This is a genomic window from Actinospineispora eucalypti (assembly GCF_039543365.1).
In the GTDB taxonomy this organism is placed as follows: domain Bacteria; phylum Actinomycetota; class Actinomycetes; order Mycobacteriales; family Pseudonocardiaceae; genus Pseudonocardia; species Pseudonocardia eucalypti.
Map to the genome: position 1 here is coordinate 1 of NZ_BAABJP010000020.1, position 16193 is coordinate 16193.

Genomic DNA, 16193 nt, shown 5'->3' on the forward strand with positions numbered 1-16193 from the left:
GTCTGCTGGGGTTGAGGGGCACCGCGACCGCCGGACCGCTACCGGGTCATTTGGGCCACCACCAACACCAGACCTCGGCCTCGGTGAGCCACTCCCGGCACAGTGACCGGATCGTCCAGACCTCGGCGAGGACAGCGGCGATGATGGCGACGGTCAGATACCCGGTGTCCTCGGTGAACAGCCACACCGCCCCGACCCCGAGCGCGAGCCACAGGGTGGTCTTGAACCAGGTCTTGAGCACCCATCCCGTGGTGGACAACATCACGCCACCTCCCCCGTGTTGCGGACCACCGCGAGCCCAGCCGGCGGCAGGGGTGCACACCGCTTGACCAGTTCGGTGATGTCCTCGTCGGTGGTGTGCCCCAGCCGCAGCCGACGCGGCAACCGAGAACCCTTGTCCACCCGGAACCCGATCCCCGCGTGCTCCTCATCCAGCGGGATCTCATCCGCCAGCGCGCCCCGGTCCCGCGCCCCATCACCCAGGGCCATGTCCACGTGGCTGGCGGCGGTCACGCCGAGGCAGATGCGGGTCGTGAACAGCTCCCGGATCTCCACAACGTCCTTGGACGGTTCCTGGACGTAGCCGGCCACGTTGAACAGCGTGTTCCGACCCTGAGTCATGATCTCCGAGAGCAGCGCGATCGCCTCACCCCGATCACCGCGGCTGGCGAACGCGGTCAGCATCGCCAACTCATCCACCATGATCAGGTCCTGCGGCGAATCCGGACCGAGCACCGCCCGGCGCATCTTGTCCCCGCGTAGCCGCTGCTGGGCCGCCTTCATGTCCTCCCGCGCCTCCCGCAACAGCTCCAGCGCGTCCTCGATGGTGACCGCGCGCCGGTAGAACAGCTCCTTCCCGATCTCGGTTTCGGTGCCGCCCTTCGGGTCGATCACCCGCACCCGCACCAAGCCGTCGCGGATCATCGGACCCATCTGCCGCAACGGCCCCCAGATCGTGGAACTCTTCCCCGTCCCGGTCGCCCCCGCCACGAACAGATGCGAGGTACCGGTGACCGAGACCAGGACCGGCTGGCCGAACTCGTCATCCCCGATGTCCAGCGCAGACAGGTCCACCTCCTCCACCGAGGTCGGAATCTCCGGAGCCGGCAGCGGCACCGCGAACGGGTTTTCCCGCTCGACAACCACCGTCAACCGGCCGGGCTTGGCCTTGGCCACCGCGACCCGGTGCGCGCACAACGCCTCGGCCAGCGCCTCCGACCGGTCCGTCCACGCCCGCAGGTCCTGGCCACGGACCATGCGGACCCGCAGCACATCAATCGACGGTGTGACCGCCCGCACCCGCTCCAGGCGAGGCACCAGCACCTCACCGGTCAGCCGGTTGTCCCGGGTCAGGTCGCACTCGAACAACAGCGCACCCCACAAACCGCCCCGGTAGTCCCACCACCGCCGCTTGAACGCCCGCAGCGTCGGCAACACCCACCGGTCGAACGTGGGCGGATGAACCCGCCACCACACCACCAGCACGCCCACCGCACCGGCGAGGGTGTAGGCGACCGGCAGCCAGCCGTAGCGCGCCCACCCGGCCACCAGCACGACCGGCACCGACCACACCAGCGGGTGGCGCCACAGCCACGCCAGGGTCTTCATGTCCCGGCCGGTCGGGCGCGTGGCCCGGCCCCCCGGCTTGTATCCGTTACCCTTACTCATCACTACCCACCTCAATCAGAATTCGTCGCAATTTCGGGTTTGGTTCAGGCAGGTAGAGCGGGTGCCCGCCGTCGTATCCGCCAAGATCACCGGCGGGCACCCACCCCACCCTCATTCACCTTCTCGGGAAACGGGGTCGGGCCGAATCAATCAGCACCGTCAACATCGCCATATCCAGCGCGAGCTTGTGATGCGTGTTCTTGAACCCACCCGCCCGGTACGGGATGCCGTGTACCGCCTTGCGGAGTTGCTTCATGGCGACATCGAGTTCTTCCAGCGCGCCGTCCACCCTGCGAGACATACCGCTCCCCCTTTATTTCCATTCGCGGGAGACCAGTTCGGCCTCCCACTTCTTCGACGCGGTCACCATGATCTGCAGCGAACGGCCTGCCTTCTTCGCCGCCTTCATCAACTCCTCGGCGTCCGGAATCCGGTAACTCGCCACCGTCGCCTTATGGTCGGCGGCCTCGTTGATGAGCTTCTCGATATCGCCCATCGCCACATCCAGCAGCACCAGCGACTTCCAAAACTCCTGATACTTCCGCAAAGCGCGCTGGTTCACCGGCCGCAAATTCATCTTCGCCGCCGCCACCGTCGACAACGCGGTAGCCATCACGCCACCGCCCCGGCCCTGGCAGCCTTCGCCGCCGCCGCGCGCTGCCGCTGGACCACATCGGCCTCGGCTTCCAGCACCCTGCTCGACGCCAACCACTCGGCGTCGAGGACGGCCCGCCACACCACGTGCGGCTGACCCGTCAGCAGCGCCCACTCACCGAGCCGGCCCCACTGCACCCGCAGCCGCTCGTACCAGTCCATCCGCCAGCGCGCCGCCTCGATCAGCTCCTCCCAGCTCGGAGTCTCCTCAGGCCGCGGCCGGTTTCGCGCCTCCGTGTACAGCGCGTCCACCGCCGTCCCAACCTGCTCCGGGGTGCACTCCGGCCGGACCCGTCCCGTCGTGTCGGCCATGGGTCACACGCCCTTCCGGATCGCGACCTGCGACAGCCGGATGCCCTCAGCCACCCCGGCCCGCCACGCCTGCTCGGTCGGGATCTCCCGCTCCTCCGGCCGAGTCCACTGCCGGCGCTCCCGCTCCAGCCGACGCACCAGCCGCCCCACACCCCGCTGCTTCGGCGCCCTGACCTCCGTGCCGTTATTCATGTCGTTTCCGCTCCCGCTCGTGTTGGTTTCCGTTCGCCGTGCCGTACTCGTTGCACTCATCTACAGACCTCCTATTCGTCGCCGGTACCGCCGCACTCCGGGCATTCCCCGCTGTCACGGCAGATGTCACAGAACTCGTCCTCTTCGCAGGCCAGGCAATCGCCCGTCCCCGCGCACGTTCCGCATTCCAACGCTCCACACCTCCTCTCCAGCTCGTTTCCGCACACGTTGCTGTCACTCCCGGCGCGCATGAATGGCGCCGGTTTTTGGCATGGGGGTATCCACTGTGGAATTGTCAAAGAACTATCGATCAACCACTCCGGAGCGCGACCGGCCGAATGCTCAGCCGCGCCCGGTACCGCCGCTTACTTCTCCGAGGCCGCCGAAACCGCCACCGGCTCCGTACCGGTCAACTTCATACCCAGCGCCTTAAACGCCAGACCCGACGACACCCGACCCGTCTCCTCATCGCGCATCTCCCACGCATTCACCCGCGCGTCGATCAACTCGACCCACTCACCCTCGCCGAAACCCTCACCGGGATCCGACGCCAGGGTTACCCGGATCTCCTCACCCTTCGGAGTCCGCTGCCCCGCCACCGGCCGCTGCTTCACAAACAGCGACACCACAAACTGAGTCGCCCCGTTCCGATCCGTCACCGGACCCGAACCATCACGCTTCTGCTTCACCTCCGGCGCCTCCACCACGGTCAACCGGAACCCGTTCAGCGCCACTGGGATGTCTCGCATCGGTCCGTTCCTCCCTTCGTAGTTGTTCAGCTTGTCTAGCCAGGTACCAAGTTACCTAACCTGCCTAGCCATGTCAACACACTTGCCTAGGTTGCTTGGCCTGGCTAGGGAGGAGCCCTACGATGAAGGCATGGAGAACCTGGACCCCGACGACCCACGACCGCCGTATCAGCAGGTCGCGAACTCACTCCGCGCGGCGATCCTCACGCGGACCTTCCAGCCCGGCGAGAAGCTGCCATCCGGCCCGGAGCTGGCGAAGCGGTACGGCGTTGCCCGCATGACCGTGCAGCAGGCGATCCGGCTACTGCGTGAGGAGGGGCTGATCGTGTCCCGCCAGGGCAGCGGGGTGTTCGTCCGGGAACGCACAGAGCGCCCGGTCGGCCTTCGGCCTCACCTGGAGCGCGCATTCGAGCAGGCCGACGTGACCGTGGACTTCGCCGGCTTCTCCGGGGAGACCTTGCACGGCGCGATCGCGGAACCGCTGGACAAGATCCGCGCCGGTCGAGTACGCCCCAACTCGATCCGGATTCGCCTACTCGTACCGGACCCTGCACAGCCGTGGTCGTTGCCATGCCGAGTCGAAGACCTGGCCGACAGCCCCGAGTTCCGGCAACGTGCGCTCAAGATCATGGAGCGGCACACCCACGCGATCGTGGAAGCAACACAGGAACTCGGCGAGCTGGGCCTGGTCGACACCGCCGAAGCCGAGCTTCGGTTCTGCCCAACCGTGCCATTGTTCAAGCTCTACTTGATCAACGGCAGCGAAGCGTTCTTCGGCTACTACCCAGTCCAGGAGCACACGGTCAAACTCGCCGGCGAGCCCACAGCGATCTGGGACCTGATGGGCAAGGACACCATCCTCTTCCACCACAGCGCCGAGGCAGACCCGGAGACGATGGCGTCCCAGTACGTCCAGCAGTCGCGCATGTGGTTCGACAGCCTCTGGTCCACCGTCGCCCGCGAGCGCACCCCGTGACCCTTCGCACGCTGCTCTCCGAGACGCCGCACGTGCTGCTGGATTTCGACGGCCCAGTCTGCGCCGTATTCAGCAGCATCACGAGCGCGCAGGCGACCGAGGCACTCGCCAGTTCCCTCCGAGGACTCGGCCTGGCGGTTCCGTCGGAACTGGGCCAGTCCGCCGACCCATTCGAGTTGCTGTACTTCGTTGCCGAGCGCGCTCCTCAACACAGCGCCGCAGCGGAACGAACCCTCGCCGAACTCGAGCTCAAGGGCGTCAGCGGTGCCCCAGCCACTCCCCACCTGTCCCCCATGCTGGACACCCTGGTCCGCTCTGGCCACACCGTGACCATCGTCAGCAACAACTCCGCACGCGCCGCGCGAGCCTTCCTGGACATCCAAGGCCTGACGCACCTCCTTCGAGGCATCATCGCCCGCACAGACCCGGATCCCGCACTGCTCAAGCCCGACGTGCACCTGTTGCAGGTCGCAGCAGAGGAACTCGGGGCCACCCCGGCTGCATGCGTCCTACTCGGGGACTCCGTGACAGACATGCAGGCCGCACAGCGGTTCGGCGCGCGCTCCATCGCGTTCGCCAACAAGCCACAGAAGCTCGAATCTCTACGGGACGCGCGGCCTGACGCCCTGGTGTCCTCCCTTGCCGAGGTCACTGACGCGCTCCAAGCTGCGTGACCTCCCCGCGCGTTCAGAGTTTCTCTTCTTCTTCAAGGCGGCGCCGTCGGCGCCGCTGCCGGCCCACCCCCAGAGGCAGCCCTCTACGTGCGCCCGGCGCGTGCGGCCTGCCGGCCGGTCACCGGGCGCACCGGGCTGCCACCTCGCGGCCGGCGACCACAACGCAGCCACGAAGGCAGAGGAGAGGCGCACCTCTACGACCACCTGAGTACTGGAAGCGTCATTACTCCAAGGGGGTACGGCGTAGCGCTCAGACCTGTCTACGGATCCTCGAATCAGTAGAGTCCCGCCGTGGACGGCGTAGAAGTGAGCATGACCCTGAATATGACGGGACCGGCACCCAAAGATCCGGTCACCGTCTACCACCTCGCGCAAGGCTTCTACCTTGCCGGCCGAAGATGCCTACTATCCATTGCGGTTGGGCCTAGAGTCAACCAAAGCCTCGTAGGACCGGCTGTCGTCAATCTTTGCCTATCTGCCGAACTGTTTATGAAGTCGCTCCTCCTCGGTGAAGGCGGAGCGCCACCCAAGACGCATAAGCTGGACGCCCTGTACTCGCTGCTCACAGAGGAGGACCGACAGGCCGTCAACCAGTACTACACCGAGTCCCTGAGCACTCCCGTTCTCAGCGAGTTACTACCAGTGGTCAGCGAGTACTTCGTAAAAGTCCGTTATGGACATGAGTTCGGAGTGTATGTTCTGAACGAGTACCCAATCACAGTATTTGCTAACGCACTCTACCGGCATAGCGCCATTCGCCGTGATCAGAGCAATGGGGTCGAAGGCATCCAGATCTGACCACTCCCCCCGCATCCAACCGAAATGCCAAGAGATGCCCTCGCCGGGCGGGCAGGTCTCCGGGATGGTCAGGAAAGGGCGCGGGCTGACGGTGAGAGGTGGTTGCGTCCGGTGCCATCCCGCCGACCTCCCAGAGGGCTACCAGGCCGTGCGACGGGGGCAAGCCTGGCATAATCGGCCGCCGGCACGAGAAGATGTTGCCCCCGCCGCACGGCCTGGTCGGGCGATGCCAGGTCGACGGGATGGCACCTCGGGAGCGCGCAGGCGTTGCCTGACCAACTGCCTGACTACCGCCGCTTCCGACAGGAGACCAGTCCGGACGGCAGTGGACGAAGCACCATCTCCGACCAGGACTTTCCCCCAGTTCGCCGGGAGCCCGGGATTGCTTGACACGGAAGAGGTCACTGGTTCAATCCCAGTATCGTCCACCAACGTTCTAGCAGTTCAGGGCCGGTCTCTCGACGCAGAGGCCGGCCTTTCGCTTTCTCCCGGCGGTCCGCTGGGAGAAATCTGGGAGACGATCTCGAAATTGCCCCCAGGTTCGACGGTTCGCTGTCGCCGAGCGCAAGCTCAGTCCGGTTTCGATCATGAAACCAGCGGACTCAGCGTGCTCTCGACGCATCCGGCCCACGCACCAACCTGGCAGGGTCAGGCGCGCCCGAGCGGTAGCCCTGTCGTCCTCAATCATGATCAAAAACCGACTACGCCACCTCTCAATGTGACGGCACCGCGTAACTGCTCAACAGGCCTAGGCCCCTTCGCGTTTCAGGATGAAGTCGCTAGCGCGGGACTTGACCTGGTCGCGGGTGCGGCCGGGGTGGTCGGCGGCGAGGAAGTGGCTGCCGATGGCCATGCAGAAGGCGAGCAGGCTGCGGGCCTCGACCTCGTCGGGGTCGGTGCAGACGGTGCCGATCGCGTCGCGTGCGAGCTGCATGCGGCGGTTGTCCACGCGGCGCAGGCGTTCGGCGACGGCGGGGTCACGGCGGGCCCAGTCCCGGATCGCCAGGTCGATGGGGAGCAGGCGGCCGCCGGAGAAGGTGAGATGCCCGGCCAGCCGGACCTTGGCGAGCATGTCGCCGCACTCCCGATCGACCCGGTCGAGCACGTCGTCCACGCTCTCCCGTTCCCAAACGTCCAACATCGCCGTCAGCAGCGCGCCGCGGTCGGCGAAATAGCCGTAGAACCCGCCCTTGGTCACGCCGAGCGACTTGGCCAGGGCCTCGACGCGCACCGCGTCCACCCCACCTTGCGCCAGCGCCTGCAGCCCCGCCTCCACCCACTTCTCGCGCGGCGTGCGCAACGCCCCCATCGCGCCTTCCCCAATTCGTTGTACGGATACGTATAAGCCGGTCTACCCTCGAATTATACGTTGCCGTATAGAGGGAGCACTCAGATGATCAAATGGGCTGGCTGGCTCATCATCTTCATCGGAGCCGGGCACACGGTCAGTGCCCTGGCGCTGACCACGCCGCAACATGCCGAGGCCTGGTTCAGCGCGGCGATCTGGCACGAGGATCTCGCCGCGATGAGCCCGGCCAACGGCGCCTACTGGCTGACCTTCGGCAGCTTCGGCCCGCCGCAGGTCGTGATCGGCGTGCTGGTGCTGTGGCTGGACCGGCGGGGCATCGTGCCGCCGACGTTCATCGCCTGGACGCTGGCCGCCAACGCGGTGATCTGCGGCGTGATCTTCGGACCGGCGCCGTGGCCGGTCGACCTGGTCTCCGCCGGCCTGCTGCTGGCCGGAGCCCGCCGCGCGGCCCGGCGCCCGGAAACGGTTGACAGCTAGAACACGTTCCAATAATGCTGTGGCGGGTCGAGGGAGACCCATGTCACAGGGAGGGAACGTGACCCAGGCGCCGCTGCCGGCCGACCTGAAGCTGCGGGTGTCCAGCCGGGACGCCGCCACGGTTCCGGCGAACCTGGCCGCCTGGCTGGCCACGCTGTTACCCGAAGGCGCCGAACCGAGCGTGGTGCTGCACAGCGGCATCGACGCCAACGGGATGTCCTCGGAGACGATCGTGCTCGACGTCACCCGCACTCAGGACGGCGAGCGGCGGGTCGGGCGCTACGTCGCGCGCGTGGCGCCCGCCGCCGACGACGTGCCCGTGTTCCCGACGTACCAGCTGCGCGAGCAGTACGACGTGATGAAGCACGTCGGCGAGCACACCGACGTGCCGGTGCCGGCGGTGCGTTGGCTGGAGCCGACCGGTGAGGTGCTCGGCATGCCGTTCTTCCTGATGGACCGGGTCGAGGGCGACGTGCCGCCGGACATGATGCCGTACACCTTCGGCGACAACTGGCTGTTCGACGCCTCCCCGGAGGACCAGCGCAACCTCCAGGACGCCTCGGTCGGGCTCCTCGCCGGGCTGCACGCAATCCCGGACGCCGAGGCGGCGTTCGACTACCTCGACCCCGCGCGCCAGGGGCACGCCGGCGCCGCCCCACTGGAGCGGAACCTGGCCCGGACCCGCGCCTGGTACGAGTTCGCGGTCGCCGACATCGGACGGTCGCCGACCACGGAGCGAGCCCTGACCTGGCTCGAGGCCAACCTGCCCGACGCACCGGAGTCGGTGCTCTGCTGGGGTGACTCGCGGATCGGCAACGTCCTCTACCGGGACTTCCGGCCGGTGGGCGTGCTGGACTGGGAGATGGCCACGATCGGCCCGCGCGAGCTGGACGTCTCGTGGATGGTCTTCGCCCACCGGGTGTTCGACACGATCACCAACCGGCTCGGGCTGCCCGGGATGCCGGAGTTCATGCGCGAGGCGGACGTCCGCGAGACCTACCGGCGGCTGACCGGCGTCGCCCTCGGCGACCTGCACTGGTACCACGTCTACAACGCCGTGCAGTGGTGCGTGGTGTTCATGCGCACCGGGGCGCGGTCCATCCACTTCGGCGAGATCCAGAAGCCGGCGGACGTGGAGACGCTGATGCACCACAAGCCGCTGCTCGACCAGCTGCTCGCGGAGGTCGGCGCCTGATGGCGGACGGGCTGAGCGGGCTGGACGAGTACCCCGTCCACCAGGCGCCCCAGCCGGCACTCTGGGTGGCCAGCAGCGACCGCAACTTCTACGACCGCTGCTACCTCAACGCCCACGACCGGACGGGCGAGATCTTCGTCGTCACCGGCCTGGGCTACTACCCCAACCTGGGGACCAAGGACGCCTTCGTGCTGGTCCGGCGGGGTGACACACAGACCGCGGTTCACCTGGGCGACGCCATCGACGACGACCGGCTCGACCAACGGGTGGGTGGCTACCGGATCGAGGTCACCGAGCCGCTGAAGACGCTGCGGCTGGTCCTGGAGGAGACCGAGGGGATCGCGCTCGACCTGCGCTGGCGCGGCTGTTTCGACGTGGTGCGCGAGCAGCCGCACGTGATGCGGTCGGGGTCGCGGGTGACCCTCGACGCGCAGCGGTTCGCGCAGGTCGGCACCTGGGAGGGTTCGATCACCGTGGACGGCGAGCTGATCGCCGTCTCCCCGGACCGGTGGGTCGGCACGCGGGACCGCTCCTGGGGGATCCGGCCGGTCGGCGAGCCCGCGCCCGCCGGTGCGCCGGCCCGGCCGCCGTTCGAGGGCATGTGGTGGCTCTACCTGCCGCTGCGGTTCGACGACTTTGCGATCGTGCTGATCATCCAGGAGGACCCGGACGGGTTCCGGACCCTCAACGACTGCACCCGGATCTGGCGGGACGGCCGCCGCGAGCAGCTCGGCTGGCCCCGGGTGAAGGTCCACTACGCCCCGGGGACGCGCATCCCGACCGGCGCGTCGGTCGCCTGCACAGCGCCGGACGGGAAGCCGGTGCGGCTGGAGGTCGAGTCGCTGCTGCCGGTGCCGCTGCACGTCGGCGGCGGCTACGGGGGCGACCCGGACTGGAGCCACGGCGTGTGGCGGGGTCCGGGCTTCGCCGAGCGGGTCAGCTACAACATGACCGCCCCGGAGGTCGCCGGCCGGGTCATGTTCGGGGTGATCGACCACGTCGGGCGGGCGGTCTGCGACGGCGCCGAGGGTTGGGGACTGTTCGAGCACGCCGCCCTGGGCCGGCACGACCCCAGCGGCTTCCCCGACTGGACCACCGTCGCTTCCTGATTCCCCGTAATCGGCTGGTTATCGAAATGGGGCCCTTGGGCCCCTGCCCACGAGTTCACGCAAGCCTCACACTTCAACAGCTGTATCGGCCGGGGGGCTGTGAACGAACACGGAGGCACCATCATGACCAGCCAAACCACGCCGATGTTTCCCAAGCTCCTGCCCGACAAGGCACGGAAGTACGTCTCCGCACTGGCCATGATGCTCCTCGGCGTGGTGACCGCGTTCGTCATCGTCGGGATCGCTAACACGGAGGGCTCACCGCTCTCCCTCGGCCGGTCGCCGGCGGGCCAGGAGCAGACGTCCGGCCCCTCGCCAACGGAGCAGACGTTCCTGGCCATGGCCCGGAACTACGGCCTACCGGTCACCAGCGACTCGCAGTCGCTGGCCCGGGGCCACGAGGTGTGCCGGGTGATGATCTCGTCCGGTGATCGGAAGGGACGGATACTCGCCGCCGGGGTGCTGCGCCCCGACCTGCCGTCCGGGAGCGAAGACCGGTTTGTGCAGGTGGTGCTGTATTCAGGGCTCTGCACCCAGCGGTAGGAACGTCCGGGCCGGGGGGCGCGATGAGTTTTGCGGTCGGGGCCGGTCAAAGCTTGCGACAGACCTCGGAAACCCCGGAAGGACCTCGCCATGCCCGCTCGTGACACCACCCCCGCCGGCGCGCCCTGCTGGATCGACGTGATGACCTCCGACACCGCGCGCAGCCGGGACTTCTACTGCGCTTTGTTCGGCTGGACCGCCGACGAGCCGAACGAGGAGTTCGGCGGGTACTTCAACTTCCGCAAGGACGGCGTGCTGGTGGCCGGCGGCATGGCCAACCCCCAGCCGGCCGACCTGCCGGACACCTGGTCGGTCTACCTGGCCTCGCCGGACGCGACCAAGGCCGCCGAGACCGCCGTCGCCAACGGCGGTCAGGTCATCCTCCCGCCGGACCAGGTCGGTGACCTGGGCACCATGGCCGTGCTCACCGACCCGAGCGGGGCGGGCGTGGGCATCTGGCAGCCCGGTGAGCACAAGGGCTTCGGCGTGGTGGCCGAGGACGGCGCGCCCTGCTGGTTCGACCTGCAGGCCCACGAGTACGCGAAGTCCCTGGACTTCTACCGCGCGGTGTTCGGCGTGCAGACCGAGACGGTGGCGGACACGCCGGAGTTCCGGTACACCGCGCTGGCCGTCGACGGCGAGCAGGTGGCCGGCGTGATGGACGCGTCGGGGGCCGGCGGGGAGGCGTGCCCCCGCTGGTCGATCTTCTTCGGCGTGCCGGACACCGACGCGGCGCTGCGCCGGGTCGTCGAGCTGGGCGGCGCGGTGGTGGACGAGGCCGAGGACACCCCGTACGGGCGCCTCGCCTCGGCCACCGATCCGACCGGTGCGCTGTTCCGGCTGGTCGCGGCGAACGAGGCCATGCCGGCGAAGTGAGCCACCCCGGCACCCGGTGACCTCAGGCCGTCGCCGCCAGGTCACCGGGTGCCGTCAGGTGCCTGCGCACCAGCTTGCGCCAGCGCCGGTGCCGGTAGCGGTAGATGGCCACGCCGAACAGCGCGACGAGCGGGGTCAGCCGGCCGGCCTCGATGTCCACGGTGTCGCTGTACCGGCAGCGGCCCGGCGCGGCCGGGGTGACCCGCAGCGTGTGGTCCCAGGTCTGGACCAGGTGGTCGTGCTCGTGGGTGCGGATGGTCATGGTGGCCGGGTCGACCTCCCGCACCTCGATGGTGTGCCTGGTCAGCGGGAGGACGTGGAACAGCAACAGCCACCCGCTGCCCCGCTCCCCCGCGACCATCGGCGACGACCGCCCGGCCAGCGCCGGGAACCCCAGCAGGCCCCGGCACACGTAGAGGAAGGTGCTCGGGTAGCGCAGGGCGTCCCAGACCCGGTCCGCGTCGGTGGGAAGTTCGGTCTCCACACGGATTGTCCTCATGGGAAAATACTGAGGGATTGCTCATTTTTCCGGTACTCACTTCTTCCAGGAGCGCCACGGTGACCACGCCCAAGCGCCTACGGCCCCGCAACCAGCCCAAACAGCCCCGCGCCCGGCAGACCCGGGAGGACATCCTGCGTGCGGCTGCTCAGGTTTTCGCCCAGCACGGGTACGCCGCCGGCACCACCAACCGGATCACCGAGGCCGCGTACCTGTCCATCGGGGCGCTCTACCAGTACTTCCCGAACAAGGACGCGATCCTGCTCGAGCTGATGAACGCGCACGTGGACGCCGGCGTGGACGCGGTGCGGAAACACCTGGCCGGAGGCCTGCCGGACCGCCTGGAGGACACGCTCGCGCTGTTCGTGCGCGCCGCCGTGGACAACCACCGCGACCAGCCCCGACTGCACCAGGTGCTGTTCGAGGAGGCGCCCCGGCCGGCCCGGTTCCTGGCCAGGCTGCACGTCCTCGAGGCGGAGCTGGTGGCCGGCGCCGGCGCCTTCCTCGCCGGCCACCCCGAGGTGCGGGTGACCGACACCCACGTCGCCGCGCGCATGGTGGTCGGCACCATCGAGTCGCTGGTGCACCGGTTCTTCGCGGTCGCCGAGCCGCCGACCGAGGTGGACCGGTTCGAGCGCGAGCTGGTCGCCATGCTCGGCCGCTACCTGCGCGGCTGATTCCGGCAGGCCGGTGAACACGGGGTGGGCGCTAAGCCGCTCAGCTGGTGGTGTGGACCTGTCGTCTTCGGCCCCGCGCCGGCCGGCGGATCCACGCGGGTCGGGTTGGAAGGACGGCCTGGCCGGCGGCTCGGGTTGGCGGTCTGGCGCGAGGGCGGCCTCAGTCACTCAGCGTTGCCAAACACCAAGCCCCCCGCGGGCGAACCGTCGCAAGGCCGCATCGAGTGCGACACCATTCTGGTTCGATCTTGAAAAATCCTAGACCGTTGTCGACTTCGATGAACGAGACGAACCGAACCCAACCAACTCCAGTCACGCTCCGTAGCGAGACCGGCGGCCGGGAGCCGCAACCGCGGCGGGCAGCCACCCGGCCGCCGTCCAGACCGTCCTTCCAAACCGACCCACGCGGATCCGCCGGCCGGCGCGGCGCCGAAGATGCCAGGCCGGCGCGGGGCCGAAGATGCCAGGCCCAGACCGCGACGTGGCCGTGCCGACAAGGCGGACGGGGGCCACCGGGGCGCGAAGACCGCGATCGAGGACCTATTAGGCACGGCCAGCCCTGGCGATCGAGGGGTATCTCGGTTTAGTGTCCCCTTTTACTCTGCGGAAATCGGTATCCAAAAAGCCTGAGGGGGCCGGGATGAGCAGCGGCACGGGAGTCGGCACGGAGTCCACCCGACACGACCGGCTGCCGGTCCGCACGCTGGTCGCGGCCAGCATCGGCAACGCCATCGAGTGGTACGACTGGACGATCTACGCGACCTTCACCATCTACTTCGCCAACCAGTTCTACCCGTCGGACAGCCCGGGCATCGCGGTGATCAAGACGTCCGCCACCTATGCGCTGGCGTTCTTCTTCCGGCCGCTCGGCGGCTGGCTGCTCGGCCGGTTCGCCGACATCCGGGGCCGCAAACCGGCGATGCTGCTGACCATCCTGTTGATGGCCGGCGGCTCGGCCGCCATCGGCCTGCTGCCCACCTACGAGATGGTCGGCTGGCTGGCCCCGGTGCTGCTCACCCTGGCCCGGATCGCGCAGGGCATCTCGCTGGGCGGCGAGGTGTCCAACGCGTCGGCCTACCTGGCGGAGATCGCCCCGCCGACCCGGCGCGGCCGGTTCTCCTCGTTCTTCTACATCTCCACCGGCGCCTCCCTGCTCATCGCGTCGCTGCTCGGCGCGCTGCTGGCCAACACGCTCAGCAAGGCGCAGCTGGAGAGCTTCGGCTGGCGCATCCCGTTCCTGATCGGCGGCGTGCTGGCGCTGATCGGGCTGTGGCTGCGCACCACGCTGACCGAGACCGAGCAGTTCGAGCAGAACAAGGAGAAGGCGGCCGCCGTGCGCTGGCCGCTGATGGTGACGCTGCGCGAACACCCGAAGGCGGTGGCCCAGCTGGTGGGCTTCACCATGCTGTCCACGCTCTGCTACTACACCTTCTTCGCCGCGCTCACCCCGTTCGCGGTGAACACCCGCAAGGCCGACGCGGGCGACGTGTTCATCGCGCTGTCCATCGGGACGGTGCTGTTCATCGCGCTGCAGTACCCCTTCGGCGTGCTCTCCGACCGGGTGGGCCGCAAGCCCCCGATGCTGGTCTGGTGCGCGGGCATCGCGCTGCTCATCGTGCCGCTCTCCTACCTGGTCCGGCCCGGGGTGCTGAACCTGACCGTGGTGTTCTGCGTCGGCCTCGGGTTGTACTCGCTGCTCAGCTCGATCGCCCCGGCGATCATGAGCGAGCTGTTCCCGACGGAGCTGCGCGGGATCGGCATCGGGGCCTGGTACAACATCACCGTCGCCACGTTCGGCGGCACCGCCCCCCTGGTCATCGCCTCGCTGGCCGAGGCCGGCTACGGCATGGCCTTCTTCTACTACGTGGCGGTCGGCGCGGTGATCGCCTTCCTGGTGGTGCTCACGCTGCCGGAGACAGCGGGTTCAGAGCTGCACTGATCAGTTCGGCTTGACAAGCCCTTGCTCTGCCGGCTTTCATGCTACCCAAACGTTTGGCGCAATCGATTGAGCACTCACGGGCGCTGAACCCGAACGTTTGGGTAAGGAGCGAGATGGCCACGGTGCAGCCACCGGAGGGCGCGGGCTACTTCGCCGCGCACACCGTGGCCGGGCTGGCCGGCGAGCTGCGCGCCGGGCGCACCTCCCCGACCGAGCTGGTGGCCCGGGCCCTGGCCGAAGCCGCCCGCCTCGACCCGGCGCTCAACGCCTTCGTCACCCTCGCCGCGGAGGGCGCCATGGCGGCCGCGCGGCGGGCCGCCGAGGAGCTGGCGGCGGGCCTGGACCGGGGCCCGCTGCACGGCATCCCGGTGGCGGTGAAGGACGTGGTGGACGTCGCCGGGATGCCCACCACGCTGGGCTCGCGGGCCTTCCCCGCCCGGGTCCCGGACCGGGACGCGGGCTGCGTGCGCCGGCTGCGCGCGGCCGGCGCGGTGATCATCGGCAAGGCCGCGACCCACGAGCTGGCCTTCGGCCCCACCGGCGACCGGGCGGCCAACGGCCCGACCCGCAACCCCTACCGGCCCGGCCACATGTCCGGCGGCTCCAGCTCCGGGTCGGCGGTGGCGGTGGCGGCCGGGATCGTTCCGTTGAGCATCGGCACGGACACCGGCGGTTCGATCCGCATTCCGGCCGCGCTCTGCGGCGTGGTCGGCCTGCGCCCCACGCACGGCACGGTGCCCGTCGACGGGGTTTTCCCGGTGGCCGAGTCCCTGGACACCGTCGGCCCGCTGGCCCGAACCGCGCAGGACTGCCGGCTGCTCTGGCACGTTCTCGCCGGCACGGCGCCGCGGGCCGGCAGCGCGGCGCAGGCCGGCAGCGCGGCGCAGGCCGGCACGGCGGCGCAGGTGGGCGCGACGGCCCGAGCGGGCGCGACGGCGCAGAGCCGCCCCGACGCCGTGCGGGTCGGCTGGCTGGCCCCGGAGAGCCTCCACCCGGCCGATCCCGCCGTCGTGGAGCGGGCACGGGACCGGCTGGCCGAGGGCGGCCTCCCGGTCCACGACGTGACCGTGCCCTCGGCGGCCGAGCTGGCCGGCACGTACGCCACGCTGCAGGGCGCGGAGGCGTACGCGGTGCACGCGGAGCGGCTGCGCGCCGCCGCCGACCACTACGGCACCGAGGTGCGGGCCCGGCTCGAGGCGGCCGGCCGGGTGCGGGGGTGGGAGTACGTGCGCGCCCGCGCCACCCGGGGCCGGGCGCTGCGCGAGCTGTTCACCGGCTACGACCTGCTCGCGCTGCCCACCGTGCCCATCCCCGCCCCGGAACTGGACGCCCGGGAGCTGCGGCTCGACGGGCGCACGGTCGACGTCCGCGCCGCCCTCCTGGCCCTGACCAGCCCGTGGAGCGTGCTGGGCCTGCCCGCCCTCTCCGTGCCGGCCGGCCTGGTCGGCGGCCGGCCGGTGGGGCTGCAGCTGGTCGCCCCGCCCGGCGCGGAGGACCTCCTGCTCACCGTCGCACAGCGGTTGCCCGACACCCGTCACTGAAGGGA

At 69.3% G+C, this 16193-nt stretch carries 20 protein-coding genes; 11 read left to right on the plus strand and 9 right to left on the minus strand.

Going from position 1 to position 16193, the window contains the following annotated elements; genetic code table 11:
• Positions 1-46: 46 nt before the first annotated feature.
• The 7 genes from ABEB12_RS20565 to ABEB12_RS20595 form a co-directional block, all read right to left on the minus strand.
• A complete protein-coding gene (locus ABEB12_RS20565) occupies positions 47-262 on the minus strand; it encodes a hypothetical protein (protein WP_185060479.1) in 216 nt (71 codons plus the stop codon).
• The gene (locus tag ABEB12_RS20570) at positions 262-1668 is read right to left on the minus strand and encodes a cell division protein FtsK (protein ID WP_185060478.1); all 1407 of its coding nucleotides are present in this window, start codon (positions 1666-1668) and stop codon (positions 262-264) included. Before ABEB12_RS20570 ends, ABEB12_RS20565 begins: the two co-directional genes overlap by 1 nt.
• 115 nt (positions 1669-1783) lie before the next feature.
• Positions 1784-1957, minus strand: coding sequence for a hypothetical protein (locus ABEB12_RS20575; RefSeq protein ID WP_345702989.1), 174 nt, complete (start codon positions 1955-1957; stop codon positions 1784-1786).
• A gap of 24 nt (positions 1958-1981) precedes the next feature.
• On the minus strand, positions 1982-2281 hold the full coding sequence (locus ABEB12_RS20580) for a hypothetical protein (RefSeq protein WP_345702990.1): 300 nt from the start codon (positions 2279-2281) through the stop codon (positions 1982-1984).
• A complete protein-coding gene (locus ABEB12_RS20585) occupies positions 2281-2634 on the minus strand; it encodes a hypothetical protein (RefSeq protein ID WP_185060476.1) in 354 nt (117 codons plus the stop codon). Before ABEB12_RS20585 ends, ABEB12_RS20580 begins: the two co-directional genes overlap by 1 nt.
• A gap of 3 nt (positions 2635-2637) precedes the next feature.
• On the minus strand, positions 2638-2826 hold the full coding sequence (locus ABEB12_RS20590; protein ID WP_185060475.1) for a hypothetical protein: 189 nt from the start codon (positions 2824-2826) through the stop codon (positions 2638-2640).
• A gap of 365 nt (positions 2827-3191) precedes the next feature.
• Complete coding sequence (locus ABEB12_RS20595) at positions 3192-3575, minus strand: hypothetical protein (protein ID WP_185060474.1); 384 nt, start codon at positions 3573-3575, stop codon at positions 3192-3194.
• A gap of 130 nt (positions 3576-3705) precedes the next feature.
• Between ABEB12_RS20595 and ABEB12_RS20600 the strand changes: the two genes are divergently transcribed.
• From ABEB12_RS20600 to ABEB12_RS20610, 3 genes are all read left to right on the plus strand, one after another.
• Entirely contained in the window at positions 3706-4551 is an 846-nt protein-coding gene (locus ABEB12_RS20600) for a GntR family transcriptional regulator (protein WP_185060473.1), read from the plus strand.
• Positions 4548-5225, plus strand: coding sequence for an HAD-IA family hydrolase (locus ABEB12_RS20605; protein ID WP_185060472.1), 678 nt, complete (start codon positions 4548-4550; stop codon positions 5223-5225). The genes ABEB12_RS20600 and ABEB12_RS20605 overlap by 4 nt, the downstream gene beginning before the upstream one ends.
• Positions 5226-5516: 291 nt before the next feature.
• Positions 5517-6023 carry a HEPN domain-containing protein gene (locus ABEB12_RS20610; RefSeq protein WP_185060471.1) on the plus strand — a complete coding sequence of 169 codons (507 nt, stop codon included), beginning with the start codon at positions 5517-5519 and terminating at the stop codon, positions 6021-6023.
• A 748-nt stretch (positions 6024-6771) separates the two neighbouring features.
• Here the strand turns inward: ABEB12_RS20610 and ABEB12_RS20615 are convergent.
• The gene (locus ABEB12_RS20615; protein ID WP_185060470.1) at positions 6772-7332 is read right to left on the minus strand and encodes a TetR family transcriptional regulator; all 561 of its coding nucleotides are present in this window, start codon (positions 7330-7332) and stop codon (positions 6772-6774) included.
• A gap of 84 nt (positions 7333-7416) precedes the next feature.
• On the opposite strand from ABEB12_RS20615, the gene ABEB12_RS20620 reads away from it, so the two are divergent.
• The 5 genes from ABEB12_RS20620 to ABEB12_RS20640 all read left to right on the plus strand — a co-directional run bounded on the left by ABEB12_RS20620 (position 7417) and on the right by ABEB12_RS20640 (position 11532).
• Positions 7417-7809, plus strand: a complete 393-nt coding sequence (locus ABEB12_RS20620; protein WP_185060469.1) for a DUF6463 family protein — start codon at positions 7417-7419, stop codon at positions 7807-7809.
• 58 nt (positions 7810-7867) lie between these two features.
• Positions 7868-9004, plus strand: coding sequence for a phosphotransferase (locus ABEB12_RS20625; protein WP_221497661.1), 1137 nt, complete (start codon positions 7868-7870; stop codon positions 9002-9004).
• Positions 9004-10113, plus strand: a complete 1110-nt coding sequence (locus ABEB12_RS20630; RefSeq protein ID WP_185060467.1) for a hypothetical protein — start codon at positions 9004-9006, stop codon at positions 10111-10113. Before ABEB12_RS20625 ends, ABEB12_RS20630 begins: the two co-directional genes overlap by 1 nt.
• A gap of 123 nt (positions 10114-10236) precedes the next feature.
• Positions 10237-10656 carry a DUF732 domain-containing protein gene (locus ABEB12_RS20635; RefSeq protein WP_185060466.1) on the plus strand — a complete coding sequence of 140 codons (420 nt, stop codon included), beginning with the start codon at positions 10237-10239 and terminating at the stop codon, positions 10654-10656.
• A 90-nt stretch (positions 10657-10746) separates the two neighbouring features.
• Positions 10747-11532 (plus strand): VOC family protein, encoded by a 786-nt coding sequence (locus tag ABEB12_RS20640; RefSeq protein ID WP_185060465.1) that lies wholly within the window; start codon positions 10747-10749, stop codon positions 11530-11532.
• A 22-nt stretch (positions 11533-11554) separates the two neighbouring features.
• On the opposite strand, the gene ABEB12_RS20645 is transcribed toward ABEB12_RS20640, so the two are convergent.
• Positions 11555-12031, minus strand: a complete 477-nt coding sequence (locus ABEB12_RS20645; RefSeq protein ID WP_185060464.1) for a hypothetical protein — start codon at positions 12029-12031, stop codon at positions 11555-11557.
• A 59-nt stretch (positions 12032-12090) separates the two neighbouring features.
• Here ABEB12_RS20645 and ABEB12_RS20650 point away from each other — a divergent pair, with 59 nt between their 5' ends.
• The 3 genes from ABEB12_RS20650 (at position 12091) to ABEB12_RS20660 (ending at position 16188) form a co-directional block, all read left to right on the plus strand.
• Complete coding sequence (locus tag ABEB12_RS20650) at positions 12091-12708, plus strand: TetR family transcriptional regulator (RefSeq protein ID WP_185060463.1); 618 nt, start codon at positions 12091-12093, stop codon at positions 12706-12708.
• 640 nt (positions 12709-13348) lie between these two features.
• Complete coding sequence (locus ABEB12_RS20655; protein WP_185060462.1) at positions 13349-14647, plus strand: MFS transporter; 1299 nt, start codon at positions 13349-13351, stop codon at positions 14645-14647.
• A gap of 113 nt (positions 14648-14760) precedes the next feature.
• Positions 14761-16188, plus strand: a complete 1428-nt coding sequence (locus ABEB12_RS20660; protein ID WP_185060461.1) for an amidase family protein — start codon at positions 14761-14763, stop codon at positions 16186-16188.
• Positions 16189-16193 lie beyond the last annotated feature (5 nt).